This window comes from Collimonas sp. OK307 (assembly GCF_900113705.1).
In the GTDB taxonomy this organism is placed as follows: Bacteria; Pseudomonadota; Gammaproteobacteria; order Burkholderiales; family Burkholderiaceae_D; genus Collimonas.
On the sequence record NZ_FOQI01000010.1, the window covers coordinates 98920 to 117010 of the forward strand.

The 18091-nt window shown below is 56.3% G+C and carries 18 protein-coding genes; 2 read left to right on the top strand and 16 right to left on the bottom strand.

All coding sequences use genetic code 11. The features are described 5' to 3' along the window. Positions 1-7: 7 nt before the first annotated feature. The 5 genes from BM205_RS14490 to BM205_RS14510 all read right to left on the bottom strand — a co-directional run bounded on the left by BM205_RS14490 (position 8) and on the right by BM205_RS14510 (position 2766). On the bottom strand, positions 8-262 hold the full coding sequence (locus tag BM205_RS14490; protein WP_175511274.1) for an acyl carrier protein: 255 nt from the start codon (positions 260-262) through the stop codon (positions 8-10). A 27-nt stretch (positions 263-289) separates the two neighbouring features. After that, positions 290-550, bottom strand: coding sequence for a phosphopantetheine-binding protein (locus BM205_RS14495; protein ID WP_092358167.1), 261 nt, complete (start codon positions 548-550; stop codon positions 290-292). Then, positions 537-1343, bottom strand: coding sequence for a lysophospholipid acyltransferase family protein (locus BM205_RS14500; protein WP_092415588.1), 807 nt, complete (start codon positions 1341-1343; stop codon positions 537-539). Before BM205_RS14500 ends, BM205_RS14495 begins: the two co-directional genes overlap by 14 nt. Then, positions 1309-2103 carry a beta-ketoacyl synthase chain length factor gene (locus BM205_RS14505; protein WP_175511268.1) on the bottom strand — a complete coding sequence of 265 codons (795 nt, stop codon included), beginning with the start codon at positions 2101-2103 and terminating at the stop codon, positions 1309-1311. The genes BM205_RS14500 and BM205_RS14505 overlap by 35 nt, the downstream gene beginning before the upstream one ends. Before the next feature lie 471 nt (positions 2104-2574). Further along, positions 2575-2766, bottom strand: a complete 192-nt coding sequence (locus BM205_RS14510) for a DUF1289 domain-containing protein (RefSeq protein ID WP_092358171.1) — start codon at positions 2764-2766, stop codon at positions 2575-2577. A gap of 264 nt (positions 2767-3030) precedes the next feature. Here BM205_RS14510 and BM205_RS14515 point away from each other — a divergent pair, with 264 nt between their 5' ends. Both BM205_RS14515 and BM205_RS14520 read left to right on the top strand, forming a co-directional pair. After that, positions 3031-3696, top strand: coding sequence for a TetR/AcrR family transcriptional regulator (locus BM205_RS14515; RefSeq protein WP_092415590.1), 666 nt, complete (start codon positions 3031-3033; stop codon positions 3694-3696). Beyond that, positions 3696-4277, top strand: a complete 582-nt coding sequence (locus BM205_RS14520; protein ID WP_092415591.1) for an LOG family protein — start codon at positions 3696-3698, stop codon at positions 4275-4277. Before BM205_RS14515 ends, BM205_RS14520 begins: the two co-directional genes overlap by 1 nt. Positions 4278-4330: 53 nt before the next feature. Here BM205_RS14520 and BM205_RS14525 read toward each other — a convergent pair whose 3' ends face one another. The 11 genes from BM205_RS14525 to BM205_RS14575 form a co-directional block, all read right to left on the bottom strand. Beyond that, positions 4331-5566 (bottom strand): cystathionine gamma-synthase family protein, encoded by a 1236-nt coding sequence (locus BM205_RS14525; RefSeq protein ID WP_092415592.1) that lies wholly within the window; start codon positions 5564-5566, stop codon positions 4331-4333. Between the two features lie 77 nt (positions 5567-5643). Then, positions 5644-7161 (bottom strand): amidophosphoribosyltransferase, encoded by a 1518-nt coding sequence (gene purF / locus BM205_RS14530; RefSeq protein ID WP_092415593.1) that lies wholly within the window; start codon positions 7159-7161, stop codon positions 5644-5646. A gap of 103 nt (positions 7162-7264) precedes the next feature. Further along, positions 7265-7753 carry a CvpA family protein gene (locus tag BM205_RS14535; RefSeq protein WP_092415594.1) on the bottom strand — a complete coding sequence of 163 codons (489 nt, stop codon included), beginning with the start codon at positions 7751-7753 and terminating at the stop codon, positions 7265-7267. Positions 7754-7845: 92 nt separating this feature from the next. Beyond that, entirely contained in the window at positions 7846-8817 is a 972-nt protein-coding gene (locus BM205_RS14540) for an SPOR domain-containing protein (RefSeq protein ID WP_092415595.1), read from the bottom strand. A gap of 58 nt (positions 8818-8875) precedes the next feature. Beyond that, entirely contained in the window at positions 8876-10186 is a 1311-nt protein-coding gene (folC, locus tag BM205_RS14545) for a bifunctional tetrahydrofolate synthase/dihydrofolate synthase (RefSeq protein ID WP_092415596.1), read from the bottom strand. A gap of 66 nt (positions 10187-10252) precedes the next feature. Next, positions 10253-11125: an acetyl-CoA carboxylase, carboxyltransferase subunit beta gene (accD, locus tag BM205_RS14550; protein ID WP_092415597.1), complete on the bottom strand. Its 873-nt coding sequence runs from the start codon at positions 11123-11125 to the stop codon at positions 10253-10255. Between the two features lie 113 nt (positions 11126-11238). Continuing rightward, positions 11239-12036 carry a tryptophan synthase subunit alpha gene (trpA, locus tag BM205_RS14555; RefSeq protein ID WP_092415598.1) on the bottom strand — a complete coding sequence of 266 codons (798 nt, stop codon included), beginning with the start codon at positions 12034-12036 and terminating at the stop codon, positions 11239-11241. Between the two features lie 96 nt (positions 12037-12132). Further along, positions 12133-13398: a tryptophan synthase subunit beta gene (gene trpB, locus BM205_RS14560; RefSeq protein ID WP_092415599.1), complete on the bottom strand. Its 1266-nt coding sequence runs from the start codon at positions 13396-13398 to the stop codon at positions 12133-12135. Positions 13399-13409: 11 nt separating this feature from the next. Further along, positions 13410-14087: a phosphoribosylanthranilate isomerase gene (locus tag BM205_RS14565; protein WP_092415600.1), complete on the bottom strand. Its 678-nt coding sequence runs from the start codon at positions 14085-14087 to the stop codon at positions 13410-13412. Positions 14088-14178: 91 nt separating this feature from the next. Then, positions 14179-15012, bottom strand: coding sequence for a tRNA pseudouridine(38-40) synthase TruA (gene truA / locus BM205_RS14570; RefSeq protein WP_092415601.1), 834 nt, complete (start codon positions 15010-15012; stop codon positions 14179-14181). A 109-nt stretch (positions 15013-15121) separates the two neighbouring features. Then, positions 15122-18067: a motility hub landmark protein FimV gene (locus BM205_RS14575; protein ID WP_092415602.1), complete on the bottom strand. Its 2946-nt coding sequence runs from the start codon at positions 18065-18067 to the stop codon at positions 15122-15124. Positions 18068-18091 lie beyond the last annotated feature (24 nt).

The following is an 18091-nucleotide window of genomic DNA, read 5'->3' on the forward strand; positions in this document are numbered from 1 at the left end:
GGCAATCTTACTTGCCATCCTCTGCCAGCAGGTCGGCCAGCGCGTCGACCACGTCTTGCACGGTACGGACGGCCTTGAACACGTCCGGCTGCAAACGCTTGCCGGTAAGCTGCTTGAGCTTGACCACCAGATCTACCGCATCGATGCTATCGATATCCAGATCTGTATACAGATTGGCTTGCGGCGTCACCTGGTCCTTGTCGACTTCGAACATTTCATGCAACACATTCACCAGCCACAGGTAAATTTCTTCCTTGCTCATGGAGTTGGTCAATATCATTTCACACCGTCACTTCTTTCTATTGCTGGCAATCATCGCAGCCAGCGCGCGTACCGATGCAAAATGGTTACGCGTCTCCGCCGAGTCTGCCGACAATGAAATGCCGTAGCGCTTTTGGATCGCCACGCCCAATTCCAGCGCGTCGATCGAATCCAGCCCGAGACCGTCGACAAACAACGGCGCGTCGGTGACGATATCGGCCGTAGTGATATCTTCCAACTGCAGAACATCGATGATGATCTGCTTCACTTCTTCTTCAAGCTGCTGCATAGCCCTGGCTTTCTTTCCTAAAATAATCTTGCAGATGGGCAGTTAAATGCCTTGCTGCCAATACTTCGCTACCGGCTTTTACCAAAAATTCGTGTACTTCTATATCCTCTTTCACTTCAATGCTGAAATGCGCCGCTACCGGCGGCACCTGCCACCACTTGCTGCCCTTGCCCAAAGTCGGCGGCAGGCAACGGATTATTACCGGCGTCACATTTGACAAGCTGCGCACGGCGATATTCGCCGCGCCGCGTTTCAAGCTGATCTGGCCGTCACCGGCAGTGCGGGTGCCCTCCGGGAAAACAATCAGGTTGCTGCCGCGCCGCAAGGAGCTGATGCAATCTTCGATCAGTTCGCTGCCGCGGTCGTTGCTGATGTAGCCGGCGGCTCTGACCGGTCCGCGCGTAAACGGATTATCCCAGAGCCGGCCTTTGACTATGCAATCCGCACGTTTGACAAAAGCCATCAGGAACACGGTATCAATCAAGGTCGGGTGGTTTGCCAGGATCAATAAACCTTGCCGCTCCAATCGTTCCAGTCCGCTGATTTCGTAGTTCAATACACCCAGCCATCGCATGCATCCAACAAAGCCGCGAAATGCCAGCCGAATCACACGGCGCGCTGCCACTATGCGCAGTTGCCGCTCCCAAATCAACAGATTCATTACCGGGAAAACCGTGACACGCAAAAGCAGGCCGCCAACTGCAAACAGCACAAAGCTGAAACCGGTTGCCAGCACGCGCCAATAGCGATTTGCACGCTTAACCAAGACGCCTCCAGCACCATCGGCGGCCATCGACCGTGCGGATCAGCTCGGGGTCCTGACGCAGATAAAAAGCCAACACTTCCAAACCGGCGGGTTGCCGGCCGATTGCTGGTTTCTGTTCCATTGCATCCGTTTCAACTCCAGCCTGCCCGCTCCAGGACAGAGAAATGGTACTACGGGTACCACGGGTATTCCGCGATTCCGTGCCTGCCAGCTCTGCTGATTGTATTAACCAGGCCCAGGCAAATGGCTGCTCCTGGCAATCCTGAAATTCTTCAAATATCTCCGGCAAAAAACCGTCATAAACCACCAGCAACACCTCGGCCGCACCGTCCGCAAGCAAGCCGCAGGCTTCAATTACGGCATGCTCCACGCCACTGTGGCCGGCCGCCAGGGCCGCGTGACTGGCCTGATCCTGACGGGCAATGGAAAACAAGCCGGCAGCAGCATTGTGGACTGACAAACTGAAAGAGGTGGGAGACAGAGGTTGACCTTGCGCCAGATCGGCCAGCAACTCTACCGAACGCACGCATTCTCCGTGGCGAGAACAAAATACGGTTGGCACATCGGCCTTGCCATCGAGGCAACGGTAAGCCGCTTCCAATGCCATTTTGCCCATGGCGCCCGCACGCCGGCGCAACATGGCAGGCATGGCGGAAACGGCGGCTTCGCCACTGCCGGCAATGACGTATGGATCGTTGGCCCACGTCAGCCATGCTGCAGCCGTATCCAGTCCAGGCGCCCATGCCGCGTCAGATACAATTGAAAACCTGACACCCCTGAGTTTCATCTCACCATTCTCCAACACCCATCAAATCGATTCCTGTCCTGCCAGCAATCTTGGGAGTTGAGCCGATGGCAATTCCAGTCGTAATTTCAATCATAAGCCCTGCATTTCGCGCGGCATTATAAGCCATACACGGCTATATGCCGCAGAGAAACATTATTAACCATGCCCTATCACTATCGGTAACCTTTTCTTGCAATCCCTTATGACAGAGCTTGTTTTACGCCGAAATATACAGCAAGTTTTAACATAAAGAACGGCGTAAACCGGATCATTTTCATTCAGTTACAGTCATATTGGTGATCGAAAACAACATAATCCTGGTGACTGGCGCAAAATATTACAGAGAAGACAAGATCGATTTTGATCAGATCGACTAAGGGATGGCATTGCTGTCGATCGCCTGCGGCGAATGGCATCGATGCGACTCGTCGATAACGGCGCCAATCCGCCGCAAGCAGTCAAGATCTGCAGCTATCCTTGCCGGCGTGGATAGCCTTCGGCGGTAATTCGTTGCCAGACCTTGGTTTTCTCTTCCTCGGTCATGAAGACCCAGTGGGCAACTTCGTTGACGGTACGGCCGCAACCGCGACAGACGTCGTCGAAAGTGGTGGAACAAACCGCCACGCATGGGGTATCGGGACGTTGCGGAGGAGACTCTGACATGCTGACCTTTTAATATGTAAAGCGTTGCCCGGATATTGGCACCAGGCGCTCCATTTTATAACAGCAGAAGGATGGGTGCGATGATTAGGCACGTCAAGAAATGGAAGAAACAAAGATCCACGCCTAGTCAAGTAAATATGATTACTATCATTTCAGCAACGCAAATTACGTCGATAGGCAGGAAGCAATATACAATCTTCACTGAAGCTATTTACCAATTGGTAAAACAGCATTGCGGACTGGATATCAGAAAGAAAATAAGTCATGGAGCAAAAGGCGCCGCGTCGCACCCGCGAAAAAATCATGGATCTGTCGCTGCGACTCTTCAACGAGTTCGGCGAACCCAATATCACGACCACCATCATCGCCGACGAGATGAAGATCTCGCCGGGAAACCTGTACTACCATTTCCGCAACAAGGACGATATCGTCAATTCGATTTTCGTCACGTTCGAGGAAGAAATCAGCCGCATGCTGGCAATGACGCAAGGTCAGCGCCCTACCATGATCGACGTCTGGCATTATCTGCACCACATGTTCCAGCTGATCTGGCGCTATCGCTTCTTCTATCGCGACCTCAACGACCTGTTGTCCCGCAATCGCACCCTGGAGCTCCATTTCAAGGAAATCTTCGGTCACAAGATTGCGGTGGTCAAAGAGCTGTGCCATGGCTTGCATGAAGATAAGGCGCTACATGCCACTCCGGCCGAGATCGACGCCCTGGCGTCCAACATGGTGGTGGTTGCCAGTTACTGGCTGTCATACCAGTACGTCCTGAATCCTCGCCAATATACGGAACAAGCTGTAGTCGAACATGCTCTGGCCAGCGGCTGTTACCAGGTGCTGGCGCTGATGCAGCCCTATCTGCGCGGCGAAACGCTGGTCCATTTTGAACAATTGAAAACCAAATATTTGCAAAACAACGTCTGATGAAATCTCTCTGTATTTATTGCGGCTCTTCTCCCGGCGCTACGCCGGTCTATGCACAAGCAGCGCGCGGGCTGGCGCAAGCCATGGTCGAACAGGATATCGCGCTGGTATACGGCGGCGGCAATGTCGGCCTGATGGGAATCATTGCCGATGAAGTCATGCGCCTGGGCGGCCAGGCCACCGGCGTGATCCCGGAGGCACTACTGAAAAAAGAACTCGGCCATAAAGGTCTGACTCAGCTGCATATCGTCAAGGACATGCATGAGCGCAAAGCGACGATGGCCGACCTGTCCGATGGCTTTATCGCGATGCCGGGCGGCGTCGGCACGCTGGAAGAATTGTTTGAGGTATTTACCTGGGCCCAATTGGGCTTCCACCAGAAACCGATCGGCTTGCTGAACGTCGACGGTTTTTACGACGGTTTGCTGCAGTTCATCCAGCACATGGTGTCGCAACGCTTCCTGAAAGGCGAACAGGCGGAAATCCTGATAGCGGAAGCGCAGCCTGTGGACCTGCTGCAACGATTCAGGTCGTTTGTGCCGCAACACGTGCCGAAATGGCTGGACCGCAACACCATCTGAAATGCAAACGGGGTGGACAAAATATGCCCACCCCGCTTTATAGTCCTGCCAGATCAAGCCTGCAGCGCTTGCCGGAAATCTTCCACCAGGTCTGCCGTATCTTCAATCCCGATCGATACCCGGATCAGCGATTCGCTGATGCCCATGGCAGCGCGGCGCTCTGCCCCCATCTCATAGAAAATGGTATGGGCAACGGCGATGACCAGGGTGCGGTTGTCACCCAGATGGGTACCGGAAATCGCCAGCCTCAACCGGTTCAGGTAATCGAAACAATCGATCTCCGGCTTCAATTCAAAACTGAACAGATAACCCGATGCGCGGAACAGATCGGCTGCCAACGCGTGCTGCGGATGTGATTTCAAGCCCGGGTAGTGTACTGCCGCTACCCGCGGATCGGCTTCCAGCATCTGCGCCACAGCGAGTGCACTGGCGCTGCTACGCTCCATCCGCAACGCCACGGTTTCTGCGCCGACGGCGATATGGTGGGCAGCTTCTGGCCCGAGAGATGCGCCAAAGTCGCGCAAGCCTTTGGCGCGGATCTGCGCCATGCCCCATTGCGGCTGCGGATTGCGTTTGTAGGCATCCAGAATGTTGGGATAGCAGCTCCAGTCATACAAGCCGGTATCGGTAAGCGCACCGCCCAATGCATTGCCATGGCCGCCGATCGATTTGGTCAGGGAATTGACCACCAGTCCGGCGCCCACCGATTTCGGCTGGAACAGATAGGGTGAGGTCATGGTGTTATCCACCACGAATAAAATTCCACGCTCGCGACACAAATCGCCGATGCGCTTGAGGTCGGCAACCTGAGTGCGTGGATTGGCGATGGTTTCAACAAACACCATGCGTGTCGCCGGCGTCAATGCGGCTTCCATCTGCGCCACATCGGTAGCGTCGACCATGCTCACTTTACCGCCCTGGCCAACGTACGTTTGCCACAGGCTGGCAGTGTTCCCGAACAAGAATACCGACGACACCACGTGATCGCCTTCGCGCAGCAAGGCTTGCACCAGCACGCCGATTGCCGCCATGCCGGAAGCGAAACAGATGGTGGCGAGAGCCCCTTCCATTTTGGTTACCTTGTCTTCAAGCGCGGCGACGGTCGGGTTGCCTTGGCGACCATAGCGGTAGCCGGACTGCTTGCCCTGGAATACTTCGGCCAGCTGGCGCGCATCGCTGTACCCCCAGGTTACCGAGGTGTGGATGGGCTTGTGCGGTGCGCCGTGCTCGATGGTTTTTTGCCGGTCGCTGTGCAGGATGGTGGTGGTGAAGCCGTATCTTGAAGTCATATTTGATCAATGCTTATTTAAGAGCTTTGGCGCGCAGGATGGGCATGCTGTGCCCACCCTACTTCACTACCGGACAATCAGTCGACTTGCGCCAGGCTCAGATTCAACTGTGAACGCACCGCATCTTCACTTTCCGGCTTTGGATTATTGCGTGCGAACTCGATACGGTCGAGGTAGTCGCGCGAAATGTCGCCGGTGATGTAGTTGCCGTCAAAGCAGGATGCTTCGAAATTGCGCAGCATAGGATTGACGTCGGAAATCGAACGCTTGAGGGCGTCGATATCCTGATACACCAATGCATCGGCGGTAATTTCGCGGCAAACTTCCTCATCGGTGCGACCGTAGGCGATCAGTTCGCCGCGGGTCGGCATGTCGATGCCGTAGACGTTGGGGAACTTGACCGGTGGCGCTGCCGAGGCAAAGATCACGCGCTTGGCGCCGGAATCACGCGCCATTTGCACGATTTCACGGCTGGTAGTGCCGCGCACGATCGAATCGTCGACCAGCAGCACGGTCTTGCCCTTGAACTCGGAGCCGATCGCATTGAGCTTCTGGCGTACCGATTTCTTGCGGATTGCCTGCCCAGGCATCAGGAAGGTGCGGCCGATGTAACGGTTCTTGATGAAACCTTCGCGGTATTCGATATTCAGCTTGAGCGCCAGCTGGATTGCCGCAGGACGGGACGAATCGGGAATCGGCATGACCACATCGATGTCGCCGCCTGGAAATTCACGCTTGATCTTGTCGGCCAGGTACTCGCCCATTTTCAGGCGGGTTGCGTACACCGATGCGCCGTCGATGATCGAATCAGGACGGGCCAGGTACACGAATTCGAAGGCGCAAGGATTCAGGGTCGGATTGTCAGCGCATTGCTGGTTATACATCTGGCCGTCGATGTCGATGAAAATCGCTTCGCCCGGCATCACATCGCGCAGGAAGCGGAAACCCAGGCCTTCCAGTGCGACGGACTCGCTGGCGATGACGTATTCGGTGCCCTTGTCGGTTTCGTTGAGGCCGATGCACAGCGGCCGGATCCCGTACGGATCGCGGAATGCCAGCAAACCATGGCCGGCAATCTGCGCCACCACGGCGTAGGAACCGCGCACACGTTTGTGGACGCTTGCCACGGCCTTGAACAAGACGCCAGGATCGAGCGAGTAGCCGATGGTTGCTTGCTGGATTTCATGCGCCAGAACGTTCAGCAACACTTCTGTGTCGGAATCGGTGTTGATATGCCGTCTATCGTTTTTGAACATCTCGATTTTCAGCTGCTCGGCGTTGGTCAGGTTGCCATTGTGCGCCAGGATGATGCCGAACGGCGCATTGACGTAAAACGGTTGCGCCTCTTCCGCGCTGGCGGTGCCTGCGGTCGGATAACGCACCTGGCCGATGCCAAAATTACCTGGCAGCGAGCGCATGTTGCGGGTACGGAAGACGTCGCGCACCAGGCCGTTGGCCTTATGCATGAAAAATCCGTTGCCGTGATTGGTAGCGATCCCCGCCGCATCCTGACCACGATGTTGCAAAAGCAACAAGGCGTCATAAATGAGCTGATTAGCGGGGTTGTGGGAAGCGATGCCGACTATGCCACACATGGTGGACTCCTAAACAATAAACAATCCGGGACTACTCAATGGGACTTATGCAACTTCGCCATACCGTGCCGGCGAAATCCTGCACAAATCCCGTAAAGCAAATTCAAAACTTCAGATGGCTGGCGAACTCACCCGGCAAATAGGGTATGACAGTCCGTGCAGCAGTCTCCGCCATCGGGCTCAGCAGCGCATCGCGCCATAAAGGCTGTTGCGGAATTGCTGTAGCACCGCATACCAAAACCACCGCCAACACAATCACCAGGCCACGCGCCACGCCGAACAAGACACCCAGTCCATGATCCACCAGTCCCAAACCGCTGGCTTTGATCACGGCTTCCAGCGCCATGCTCAACAACATCATTAATAACCTTACGCCAATAAACAATGCCAGGAAAGCCACAATTAAACGCGTTACATTTCCAGGAATCACTTCGGGGAGCAATTTTGCCAGATTTTCACCATACGCGTTGGCGACCACCAAGGCTACGACCCAACTTGCCAATGACAGGATTTCCTTTACCAAGCCGCGCAAAGTGCTGATCACGACCGAGCAGATCAGTACGAATAACACCAGATAATCGAAAATTGTCACGCTGTCCGCATCGTTGTCTGCATATCTTTGATCAGTGACCTATATGGCGCCGGATACGGCCAAAATCAAGCCACTTGTCCGCCAGCTCGTTATCAACCAGGAATCAAACTGCCGCTCAAACCCAGCTTGGCCAGCTTGGCGCGCGTTTTTTCAGCTTCTTCCTTGCTACTGAACGGGCCAACGCGGACACGGATGCGATCACCCGCCTGGGTTGGGACTTTCTGTGTATATGAATGAATACCCGCATCTTTCAGCTTGCCTTGCAGCTCATCGACTTTGTCTTGCGTTGCCAGTGCGGCTACCTGCAGCACGAATTTTCCAGGCTTCTTGTCGGCTGCCGGCGCGGCTGCGCCCCGCCCTTCCAGAATCGCTTGCGCCCGCGCTGCGTCATCCTGTTTATCGGCGACCTGGCTTGGCTCGGCTTTAGGCTTTGGCTTGGCTTCCGGCTTCGGTTCTGGCTTAGTTTCTGACTTTGGTTTAGGTTCTGGTTTAGGCGCGACCTCCGGTGGCACCGCTGCAACCACCTTAGGCGGGGTTGCAGTCGCATTGCCAGCATTGTCGGACACGGCAGGTTTGGCTACAGCCGCTGGCGGTGGTGCCGGTGTTGGCGCAACCGGAGTAGTGCTGGCCGGATCGACTATTTCTTCCTGTTGATCAAGACCGCTGCTATTGCTGACCGATGCCGCGCTGGCCGAGGCATTTGCGCCCGTGCCTGCACCTGCGCTTGCATCCACCTTATCGCGCGACGGAATCTGAATTGCAATATCGTTAGGCAGCGACTTCGGCTCGGAATCGAGGATCATCGGCAACACGATCACTACCGCCAGCACGAGGGCTACAGCTCCCACCAGCCGGCGCCGGGCCCGCTTCTTTTCCGGCAAGACCGGATCGACCGCTTCATTCGGCTGGTTGCCGGCCTTGTTTGCCTTGGCTTTGCGCGAGCGCAAGGGCAGTTCGCCCTGTTCCGCGCCAGGACCGAATCCGGTATCCGCCTTTGAACGATAAACGCCCTGGTCAGGGTCTGTTTGCTGCTTGTTTTTGCGAAGAAAAGAGAACAAACCCATGCGATATTTTTTGCTAGCTAGTGAGCGGCGGATACAAATCATACCCGCTCATAAATCGTCAGTGAAATCCAGACTTTCGGGCCGCCATTACACCGGCCACTGTCAGGAACGATCCGAAAACCACAATTCTATCATTCTCACCTGCTCTACTTAATGCATTTGCATAGGCTTCTGCGGGAGAATCGAAAGATACGATGCTGGATTGCGCATTCAACCCGTCTTCCGGATGGACACCGGCCTCCAGCAAACGCTCTTTCAACTGCTCGCCAGTGGCGGCACGCGGCAACGGTAATGCCGTCAGACACCAATGATCGATGCGCGTCTTCAATTGCGCAACAATGCCTTCGATATCCTTGTCCAGCATGGCGCCGAATACGGCAAAGGTGTACGGATGAAAGCCCATATTGTCGAGATTCTGGGCCAGGGTCGCTGCCGCATGCGGATTGTGAGCGACATCCAGAATCACCAGTGGCTGTCCCGGCAAGACCTGGAAGCGACCCGGCAAATCCATCATGACAAAACCGCTGCGCACCTCTTGCGCACTCACCGGCAACTCCTGCCGCAGCGCCTCCAGCGCAGCCAATGCCGCCGAGGCATTCAACAGCTGGTTAGCGCCGCGCAGGCTGGGATAGCCCAGTGAATTGCGGCGCTGGCCGCGGCCACCGTAATTCCATTGCTGCTTGTCACCGGTATAATTGAAATCGCGCCCCAGCAACCAAAGATCGGCGCCGATCGCGTTGGCATGATCGATCAATGATTGCGGCGGCACCGGATCGCTGCAGATCGCGGCTTTACCGGCGCGGAAAATACCGGCCTTCTCAAAACCGATTTTCTCGCGCGTATCGCCTAGGTATTCGGTATGGTCGATATCGACGCTGGTGACGATCGACACATCTGCATCGACAATATTAACCGCATCCAGGCGTCCGCCCAGGCCGACTTCCAGGATCACTACATCGAGCTTGGCCGCTGCCAGCAGATGCATGATGGCCAGCGTAGTAAATTCAAAATAAGTCAGGGAGATGTCGCCGCGTTGCGCCTCTACCGCCTCGAAACTGGCGATCAGGGCAGCATCCGATGCCGATTCGCCATTGATGCGCGCGCGCTCGTTGAAATCGAGGAAATGCGGTTTGATATACAGGCCGACCTTGTAACCGGCACGCAGCAGGATCGATTCCAGCATGGCGCAGGTCGAGCCTTTGCCATTGGTGCCGGCAACCATGATAACCGGACAGGCGAATTGCAGCTGAAGCCGTTCCTTCACCTGCACCACCCGGTCCAGGCCCATGTCGATGGTTTTGAAATGGCGTGACTCAAGCAGAGCGAGCCAGTTGGCCAGTGTCACAGGCTTGGCGGAAATATTTGACATTTTGACATCCAACTAAAAGCAAAAGGCCTGAACCGGCAACAGTTCAGGCCCATAACCAAATTCACATCAAGCGATGGATTCAGCCGGCTGATCTTGCAACAACGCCAACAAACGGGCAATTTCTTCGCGCATCTTGCGACGGTCGACAATCATGTCGACTGCGCCCTTGGTGACCAGGAACTCAGCGCGCTGGAAGCCTTCAGGCAGCTTTTCACGTACGGTATTCTCAATCACACGCGGGCCGGCAAAACCGATCAGCGCCTTTGGTTCAGCGATCACGACATCACCCATGAAGGCGAAAGAGGCGGAAACGCCGCCCATGGTCGGATCGGTCAGGACGCTGATGAATGGCAATTTCTTTTCCGACAGCTTAGTCAGCATCGAAGTGGTCTTGGCCATCTGCATCAGGGACAACAAGCCTTCTTGCATACGGGCGCCGCCGGTAGCGGTGATGCAGATAAATGGCACCTTTTGCTCCAGCGCAACCTGCGCGCCGCGCACAAAGCGCTCACCTACCACCGAACCCATGGAGCCGCCCATGAATTCAAACTCAAACGCCGCCACAACCACTGGCAACGTCATGATGGAACCACCCAGCACGATCAGCGCATCGGTTTCGCCGGTGGCGTCCATGGCTGCTTTCAGACGGTCCGGGTATTTTTTGCTGTCTTTGAATTTGAGGGTATCGATCGGCAGGGTTTCCTGGCCGATTTCATAGCGTCCGCCTGCATCCAGCAAGGCGTCCAGGCGCTCACGCGCACGGATCCGCATGTGATGGTCGCACTTCGGGCAAACATGAATGTTCGACTCCAGGTCGGTGCGATACAAAACCGCTTCGCACGACGGGCATTTGACCCACAATCCCTCAGGGATCGATTTACGGGTTGCCGAGTCGCTGCGCTGAATACGTGGGGGTAGTAATTTTTCTAGCCAACTCATAGAGTGACCTCCTTCAGATTTTTTTCTTGCCGAATTGTACCTTCATCCCCAAATCAGCGAAATAGCTAATCAAACCAGTTGATTCGGGGAATATTTTCATTTCGACATCTAAATTACTCGTCCAGCGCTTTCCGTATCCCTGACAAGAAGCTCTCTACCGCCGCCACAGCCTGCTCACGCGGCGTATTTTCCAATTCCTGGATGATCCGGCTACCGATCACTACCGCATCCGATACTTGTGCCACGGCCTTGGCAGTTACCGCATCACGAATGCCAAAACCGACGCCGATTGGCAATTTGACATGTTTGCGGATCGCCGCCACTTTGGCTGCGACTTCGCCGGTATCGATATTGGCGGCGCCGGTGACGCCCTTCAATGAAACATAATACGTGAATCCGCTGCCGACCTTTGCTACCTGCGCTATGCGCTCTTCAGTCGAGGTCGGCGCCAGCAGGAAAATCGGATCCATGCCGTTAGCCTGCATTTTTTCGGCAAATTCTTCGCACTCTTCCGGTGGATAATCAACCACGATACTGCCGTCAACCCCTGCCTCCTTGGCGGCGGCGATAAAGGCATCGACGCCCATCCGCTCCAAAGGATTGGCGTAACCCATCAATACCACCGGCGTGCCGGTATTGGTTTGCCTGAACTCGCGCACATAACCCAGTACGTCATGCAAGCTCACGCCGAATTTCAACGCCCGTTCGCAAGCACGCTGGATCACAGGGCCTTCCGCCATTGGATCAGAAAACGGCACTCCCAGTTCCAGGATATCGGCGCCGCCCCTGACCAGCGCATGCATCAGCGGCACGGTCAGTTCCGGCGCCGGATCGCCGGCGGTGATGAAAGGGATCAGCCCTTTTTTATTGCTTGCGGCGAGTGCTGCGAAGGTGGTCTGGATTCGTGACATAGGATCTATAGATAGGAAATGCGAGGGAATGCGTTGTGGTTGTTTGCCCGTCCACAGCAGACCTGACTGCTGCGGACGGAATCTCGGCTAACCTTGTTAAGCCAGCTTCAACCGTTCGGCAACGGTATGCATGTCTTTGTCGCCGCGGCCCGACAAATTGGCCAGGATGATCTTATCCTTTGGCAGGGTCGCAGCCAGCCTGGCCGCATAGGCCAAGGCATGGCTGGACTCCAGCGCCGGGATGATGCCTTCAATGCGGCAACAGGTATGAAATGCCGCCAGCGCTTCATCGTCGGTCACGGTTTCATAAGTAGCGCGGCCAGTATCTTTCAACCATGCGTGTTCCGGCCCGACTCCCGGATAATCGAGACCGGCTGAAATCGAATGGGTTTCGATGATCTGGCCATTCGCATCCTGCAGCAGATAAGTACGATTGCCATGCAGCACACCCGGCGAACCCAGCGTCAGCGAGGCTGAGTGCTTGCCGCTGGCAAGTCCCTCGCCGGCAGCTTCCACACCTACCAGGGCAACGTCGTGATGATCGATGTAGGGATAGAAAATCCCCATCGCATTCGAACCGCCACCGACACAGGCGATCACATGGTCAGGCTGGCGCCCGGTCATTTCCGGCATTTGCGTCAGGCATTCATTGCCGATCACCGACTGGAAATCGCGCACCATCATCGGGTACGGATGCGGGCCGGCGACCGTGCCGATGATGTAAAAAGTATCTTCAACATTGGTGACCCAGTCGCGCATGGCTTCATTCAACGCGTCTTTCAAGGTCTTCGAACCGGATTCGACCGGCACCACCTTGGCGCCCAGCAGGTTCATCCGATACACGTTCTGCATTTGCCGCTTGACGTCTTCGCTGCCCATGTAGACCACGCATTCTAGGCCAAAGCGCGCACAGATGGTGGCGGTTGCAACGCCGTGCTGGCCGGCGCCGGTTTCGGCGATCACGCGCGGCTTGCCCATGCGTTTGGCCAGCAACGCCTGGCCGATCACATTGTTGATCTTGTGGGCGCCGGTATGATTCAAATCCTCGCGCTTGAAATAGATCTGCGCGCCGCCCATCTGCTCGGACCAGCGTTTGGCGTGGTAAACCGGACTGGGGCGGCCGACATAGTGTTTCAGCTCGCTGTGAAATTCAGCCAGGAATTGCGGCTCGTTTTGATATTTGGCGTAAGCCTGTTGCAACTCGCTCAGCGCCAGGGTCAGGGTTTCCGATACGAAGCTGCCGCCGTACATGCCGAAATGGCCTTTGGCGTCAGGCAAGTTGTACTGGGCGCTTTGATGCAAGGAGGTACTGGCGAGCGGCTGGCGCTCGGCATATTGCTCGAGGGGGGTGAATTCTTTCATGGTGTATCTCTCTAACCTAACTGATCGTGATCGGCGTCCGCCTGTCGTATCGCGTCAATAAATGCGCGAATCCTGGCGGCGTCCTTGATGCCCTTGTCTTGCTCGACGCCACTGCTGATGTCGACCGCAAAGGGACGTACGCGCTTTACCGCGTCAGTCGCATTGTGCACGCTCAAGCCACCACTTAAAACGACCTGAGGCGCGAGTTCTTTTGGGATGAGAGACCAATCAAATACCTTTCCACTGCCACCATAAGCTTCAACCAGGGTATCCAGCAGCAGTCCGGCAAACAAACGGCTGCCGGAACGATACGCCTGAGCGTATTCTAGCAAATCGGCAGCCACAGTAGCACTACCAATCCGCATGGCACGTATAAATGGCCGGTTTACCGATTGCGCCAGGGAATCGCTGCGCTCCACGGTTTCGTCGCCATGGAACTGCAACAGCGATACCGGCGCCTGCGCCACTATCTCTTGCAACTGCGCCGGCTCGGCGTTGACAAACAGACCTACCGTGGTGATGAACGGCGGCACCGTCGCAATCAGCCTGGCGGCCTGCTGCGGGGTGACGTAGCGCGGGCTCTTCGGGTAGAACACGAAACCAAGGGCGTCCGCGCCTGCAGCGATGGCGGCTTGTACATCCTGCTCCCGGGTCAGGCCGCAGATTTTGACTCTGGTACGGTGGTTCATAGGGTTTTGTCTAATCAAAAAAACATCATTGATGCTATGCCCAATATATCATCTTGAGAACATAATAATTTAACAACTCAATCGTGAACACCTATAACCAGGGCGTCAACCCGGTCGCCTGCTGGGGTAGCTGCCATTTCGGATCATAAGCCACTTGCGCCAGATACAAGCCGTCGGGCATGAAAGTCGGCGCGGCCAGTCCGCGATCGCGCTGCAACAGCAACTCTGTAATCCATTCCGGCGGTTTGTTCCCGTTGCCGACATAGATCAGGGAGCCGATGATATTGCGCACCATATGATGCAAGAAAGCGTTGGCGCGCAAGCTGAATACGATCAGGTCGCCGCGCCGCTCGATGCGAACTTCGTCCATCGTGCGTACCGGCGACTTGGCCTGGCACTCCACTGCGCGGAACGCCGAAAAATCGTGGGTACCGACCAAATGCTGCGCAGCCTGTCGCATCAGCTCCAGTTCCAACGGCCGGAACACCCAACCTGCCTTGCCTTCCAGCAGCGGTGAGCGGACCGGATTGTTGTACAGCACGTAGTGGTAAGTTCTGGCAGTGGCGCTAAAGCGCGCGTGGAATTGATCCCTGGCTCCGCGATCCGCCACATCTCCTTCAACAGGCGCAGGCAGCTCAGGTAGCTCATGCGCCCAGCGCACGGCGATCGATGACGGCAGGAAGGCATTCAAGCCGCGCACCCAGGAAGATATTTCACGCGACAGATGCGTATCGAAATGCACCACCTGCTCGAGCGCATGCACACCGGAGTCGGTACGGCCGGCACAAATAGTATCTACCGGGCCTTGCGTGAATTTTTGCAAAGCCGCTTCCAGCCGGTCCTGCACGGTCTTGCCGTTAGGCTGGGTCTGCCATCCTTGCCAAGGTGTGCCGTCGTACTGCACGCCGAGAACGATACGTTTCAATCGAACTCCATTTAATTAAAAAAGAAAACGGGCGCCAGCATAACGCTGCGCCCGTCGAAAGCAAAATGCTACGGTTATTGTACTAGCTTACATGCCAGTTCCGTGCCGATTACAGCTTGGCCAGCAATGTCTTCGCTGCATCGACCTGCTCTTCACTGCCGCCCTTCAATACTTCTTCCAGCAGTTCGCGCGCACCTTCCTTGTCGCCGATCTCCTTGTACGCAACGGCCAGGTCCAGCTTGGTCGCCATTTCGGGATTGGCTGCAGCAGATACGGCAGCGTCACTCGTTACGGCTGCAAATGCGGCGCTTGTCGCTGGAGCATGCGCATGAACTGCGCTGTCCAGATCCAGATTCATGCCGGCCAGATTAAACTCCAGCGGTGCAACCATAGGTTCTGTATGTTGCGCATAAGAAGGCGCCGCCGGTGTTTTGACTGGCTTGGTTTCCTCTGGAATATCGATATGGGCATGGGCCGGTTCGTAATTCGAAGGCTGGCCGCCAGCAGGGATTTCCAGCGTGCCAACCGCCATCGGTGCCGGTGCCGGCACGCTCTTTTCCACGACTTTCGGCGCTACGGCAGGCTTATGGTCCAGCTCGAAATCGAGTGCATCGAGCATGGATTTGCCGGCTTCGTGGGAAGGCGACAGCAATACAGTGTTCTGGTTGGTGGATGCTTCGCTGCCGAGCTCCTCCAAATCGAAATCCATATCGTTCACGGAAGCTGCAGGTGAACTGCCATGCTTGCCCAGCTCCGTTGCTGTCAACGGCGCCAGCAATTCTACCGGGGCCGCGGTGTGCACCAGTTCAGGAATCGGCGCAGCTTGCGGCTCGGTCGGGGCAGTCAACGAATTGAAATCGAGACCTTCCATCGGCTGCGTCGGCGCAGTAATCGAATTGGCCTTGGCAATTACCTGTTCCTGCAATTTACCGCCACCGTACAAAGGGTTGGCCGGATCGACATTCAGACCAAGAGCGGCCGCCTGCTGCCAGTCTTCACCTTCACCACGGGTCAGGCTGTACAACTCGCTGGCCAGGATTTCAAACGAGCGTGGATCTTTACGATTCGCGTAGATTTCCAGCAGCTTGACGCGAATCGCGTTGCGGTTTGGCTGGTTGCGCAGCGCTTCTTTCAGGATTTCCTCGGCTTGCGCATCGCGTCCGTAGGCGATGTATACATCTGCCTCGGCGACCGGATCGACATTGGTATCCAGATGGCTGACCGACGGTACGAAATTCGAATTGAAGATACTGTTCTTGGTGTCGACGCTCTGGCCACCTGTCGAGCCGAACAAGGAGTTACCCTTCAAGCCCGAATTGGTCATCGGCGCGCCGCTGCTATCCAGGAAAGCCTGCTCACGCGCACGGTTGCGACGGTAACGGAACAAGCCGAGACCGGCCAGCAACGCCACCAGAACACCACCAACCGGCAGCAATAATGGATTTTCGGTAAGGCTTTCAATGAAACCTGGCTCTGGCGGAGGCAGTGCCGTCACCTTTGGTTTAGCCGCAGCAGGCGTTACGGCAGCTGGCGCCGCAGCAACCACCGGGGCCGCTGGCTTAGCACTTGCGTCGGGTGCCGAAGCAGCAGCAACTGCTTCCGGGGCCGAGGCTGAACTTGCCGCAACGGCTGCAGCAGGAGCTGCAGGAGCTACTACAACCGGGGCGGCCGGCGGTGGCGTTACCGCTGCAGGTGCCGGCGCCGCTGCAACAGGCGCAGGTGCAGGTGCAGCAGCCTTCACATTGACAGCCTGATTTTGCAGGTCGGCCAGGTTCTTGTTCTTTAACTCGAGAGTTTTCTGCAGGTCGCTGACATTTTTTTCCAGCTCCTTGACGCGCGAAGCAGCCTCGGCGGCAGCTTTTTCCCGTGCAATTTTCTCTTCAGTCGCCGCATTGGCGGCAGCCTTGGCGTCGGCGGCACCGGCCGCAGCCGCAGCAGAACCGCGCGACAACTTCAGCTTGTCCTTGGATTCGCTGGCTGGAGTGGCTTGCTCTTCCACCTTGGCAGTAATTTTGCCGCCGCTGCTTTGCTTGGATTCAGCTGCAGCATTCGGCGCGGCCGATTCCACCAGCCCAGCCAAGGTATTGCGATAGCTCTTGAAGTCCTTCGACTGCGCCACAACGACGTTCCTGGCTTCCGTTTTACTGACGGCACCCGCGCTGTCGGCATTAGGAATCGACAGGATCTGGCCTGAGCGCAGACGATTCATGTTCTTGCCGACAAACGCACCTTCGTTGCTGCGGTATAACGCGACCAGCATTTGGTCCAGCGAAATGCCGGCCGGCAGGTTTTCGCTAGCAATGCGTGCCAGCGTATCACCCTTCTTGACGTGATAATCACCGCCTGCAGGCGCGGCGGCCGCGGCTTTGGCGGGGCTGGCAGCACTAGTGGCGGCAGCGACCGGTTTGCTGGCTGTACCGGTGGCGCCGTTAGCACCGCTGGCGACTGCCCTGACAGCGGCAGCGCGAGTAGCATCGGTGATGGTCGAACCGGTTGATGACGATGCCTGGGCAGCCTGCTGGACTGGCGCCGAACGCGGGGCGACAGCGGCGGTAGCGGTTGCGGCAGTGGCGCGCGGCGCTGCTGGCGCGGCAATTTGTGCCGGTTGTGCCTGGCGCTGGCCGGCAGGATCAAGCAATAAGGTGTATTCGCGCACCAGACGTGCCTTGGTGCCGCCGAGTTCCATCAGCATGTCGACAAACGGCTCATTGATAGGCTGGGTCGAGGTTACCCGCACAAAACGGCGACCATTGCGCTGATCGATAGCAAATTGCAAAGACAGCAAGGCTGGATTGAAATCGATATTGGCTTGCTGATAAGTTTCCGGACTAGCCAGTTTCGCCACCAGCGAACCCGCTTCGTCCTGGCTTACCGAGGTAAGCTCAATTTCTGCACGTAACGGTTGTCCCAACGAGGACAGCACGGTTAATTTACCCAGACCGGCAGCCTCTGCACTGGAAATCATCAGCATGGCGGAAACCACGGCTGCAGTGAGGGTCTTTAAACCGGTGGAAATAAATTTATTCGAAGAATTCGGGTGCATGTTGTGTGGCATGAAGGGCTGTCCGTTGACGTATTA

Bases quoted from the DNA above. Each gene is read 5' to 3' on its own strand.
- BM205_RS14490 (WP_175511274.1), bottom strand. From the start codon at position 262: ATGAGCAAGGAAGAAATTTACCTGTGGCTGGTGAATGTGTTGCATGAA.
- BM205_RS14495 (WP_092358167.1), bottom strand. From the start codon at position 550: ATGCAGCAGCTTGAAGAAGAAGTGAAGCAGATCATCATCGATGTTCTG.
- BM205_RS14500 (WP_092415588.1), bottom strand. From the start codon at position 1,343: ATGGCCGCCGATGGTGCTGGAGGCGTCTTGGTTAAGCGTGCAAATCGC.
- BM205_RS14505 (WP_175511268.1), bottom strand. From the start codon at position 2,103: ATGAAACTCAGGGGTGTCAGGTTTTCAATTGTATCTGACGCGGCATGG.
- BM205_RS14510 (WP_092358171.1), bottom strand. From the start codon at position 2,766: ATGTCAGAGTCTCCTCCGCAACGTCCCGATACCCCATGCGTGGCGGTT.
- BM205_RS14515 (WP_092415590.1), top strand. From the start codon at position 3,031: ATGGAGCAAAAGGCGCCGCGTCGCACCCGCGAAAAAATCATGGATCTG.
- BM205_RS14520 (WP_092415591.1), top strand. From the start codon at position 3,696: ATGAAATCTCTCTGTATTTATTGCGGCTCTTCTCCCGGCGCTACGCCG.
- BM205_RS14525 (WP_092415592.1), bottom strand. From the start codon at position 5,566: ATGACTTCAAGATACGGCTTCACCACCACCATCCTGCACAGCGACCGG.
- purF (WP_092415593.1), bottom strand. From the start codon at position 7,161: ATGTGTGGCATAGTCGGCATCGCTTCCCACAACCCCGCTAATCAGCTC.
- BM205_RS14540 (WP_092415595.1), bottom strand. From the start codon at position 8,817: ATGGGTTTGTTCTCTTTTCTTCGCAAAAACAAGCAGCAAACAGACCCT.
- folC (WP_092415596.1), bottom strand. From the start codon at position 10,186: ATGTCAAATATTTCCGCCAAGCCTGTGACACTGGCCAACTGGCTCGCT.
- accD (WP_092415597.1), bottom strand. From the start codon at position 11,125: ATGAGTTGGCTAGAAAAATTACTACCCCCACGTATTCAGCGCAGCGAC.
- trpA (WP_092415598.1), bottom strand. From the start codon at position 12,036: ATGTCACGAATCCAGACCACCTTCGCAGCACTCGCCGCAAGCAATAAA.
- trpB (WP_092415599.1), bottom strand. From the start codon at position 13,398: ATGAAAGAATTCACCCCCCTCGAGCAATATGCCGAGCGCCAGCCGCTC.
- BM205_RS14565 (WP_092415600.1), bottom strand. From the start codon at position 14,087: ATGAACCACCGTACCAGAGTCAAAATCTGCGGCCTGACCCGGGAGCAG.
- BM205_RS14575 (WP_092415602.1), bottom strand. From the start codon at position 18,067: ATGCCACACAACATGCACCCGAATTCTTCGAATAAATTTATTTCCACC.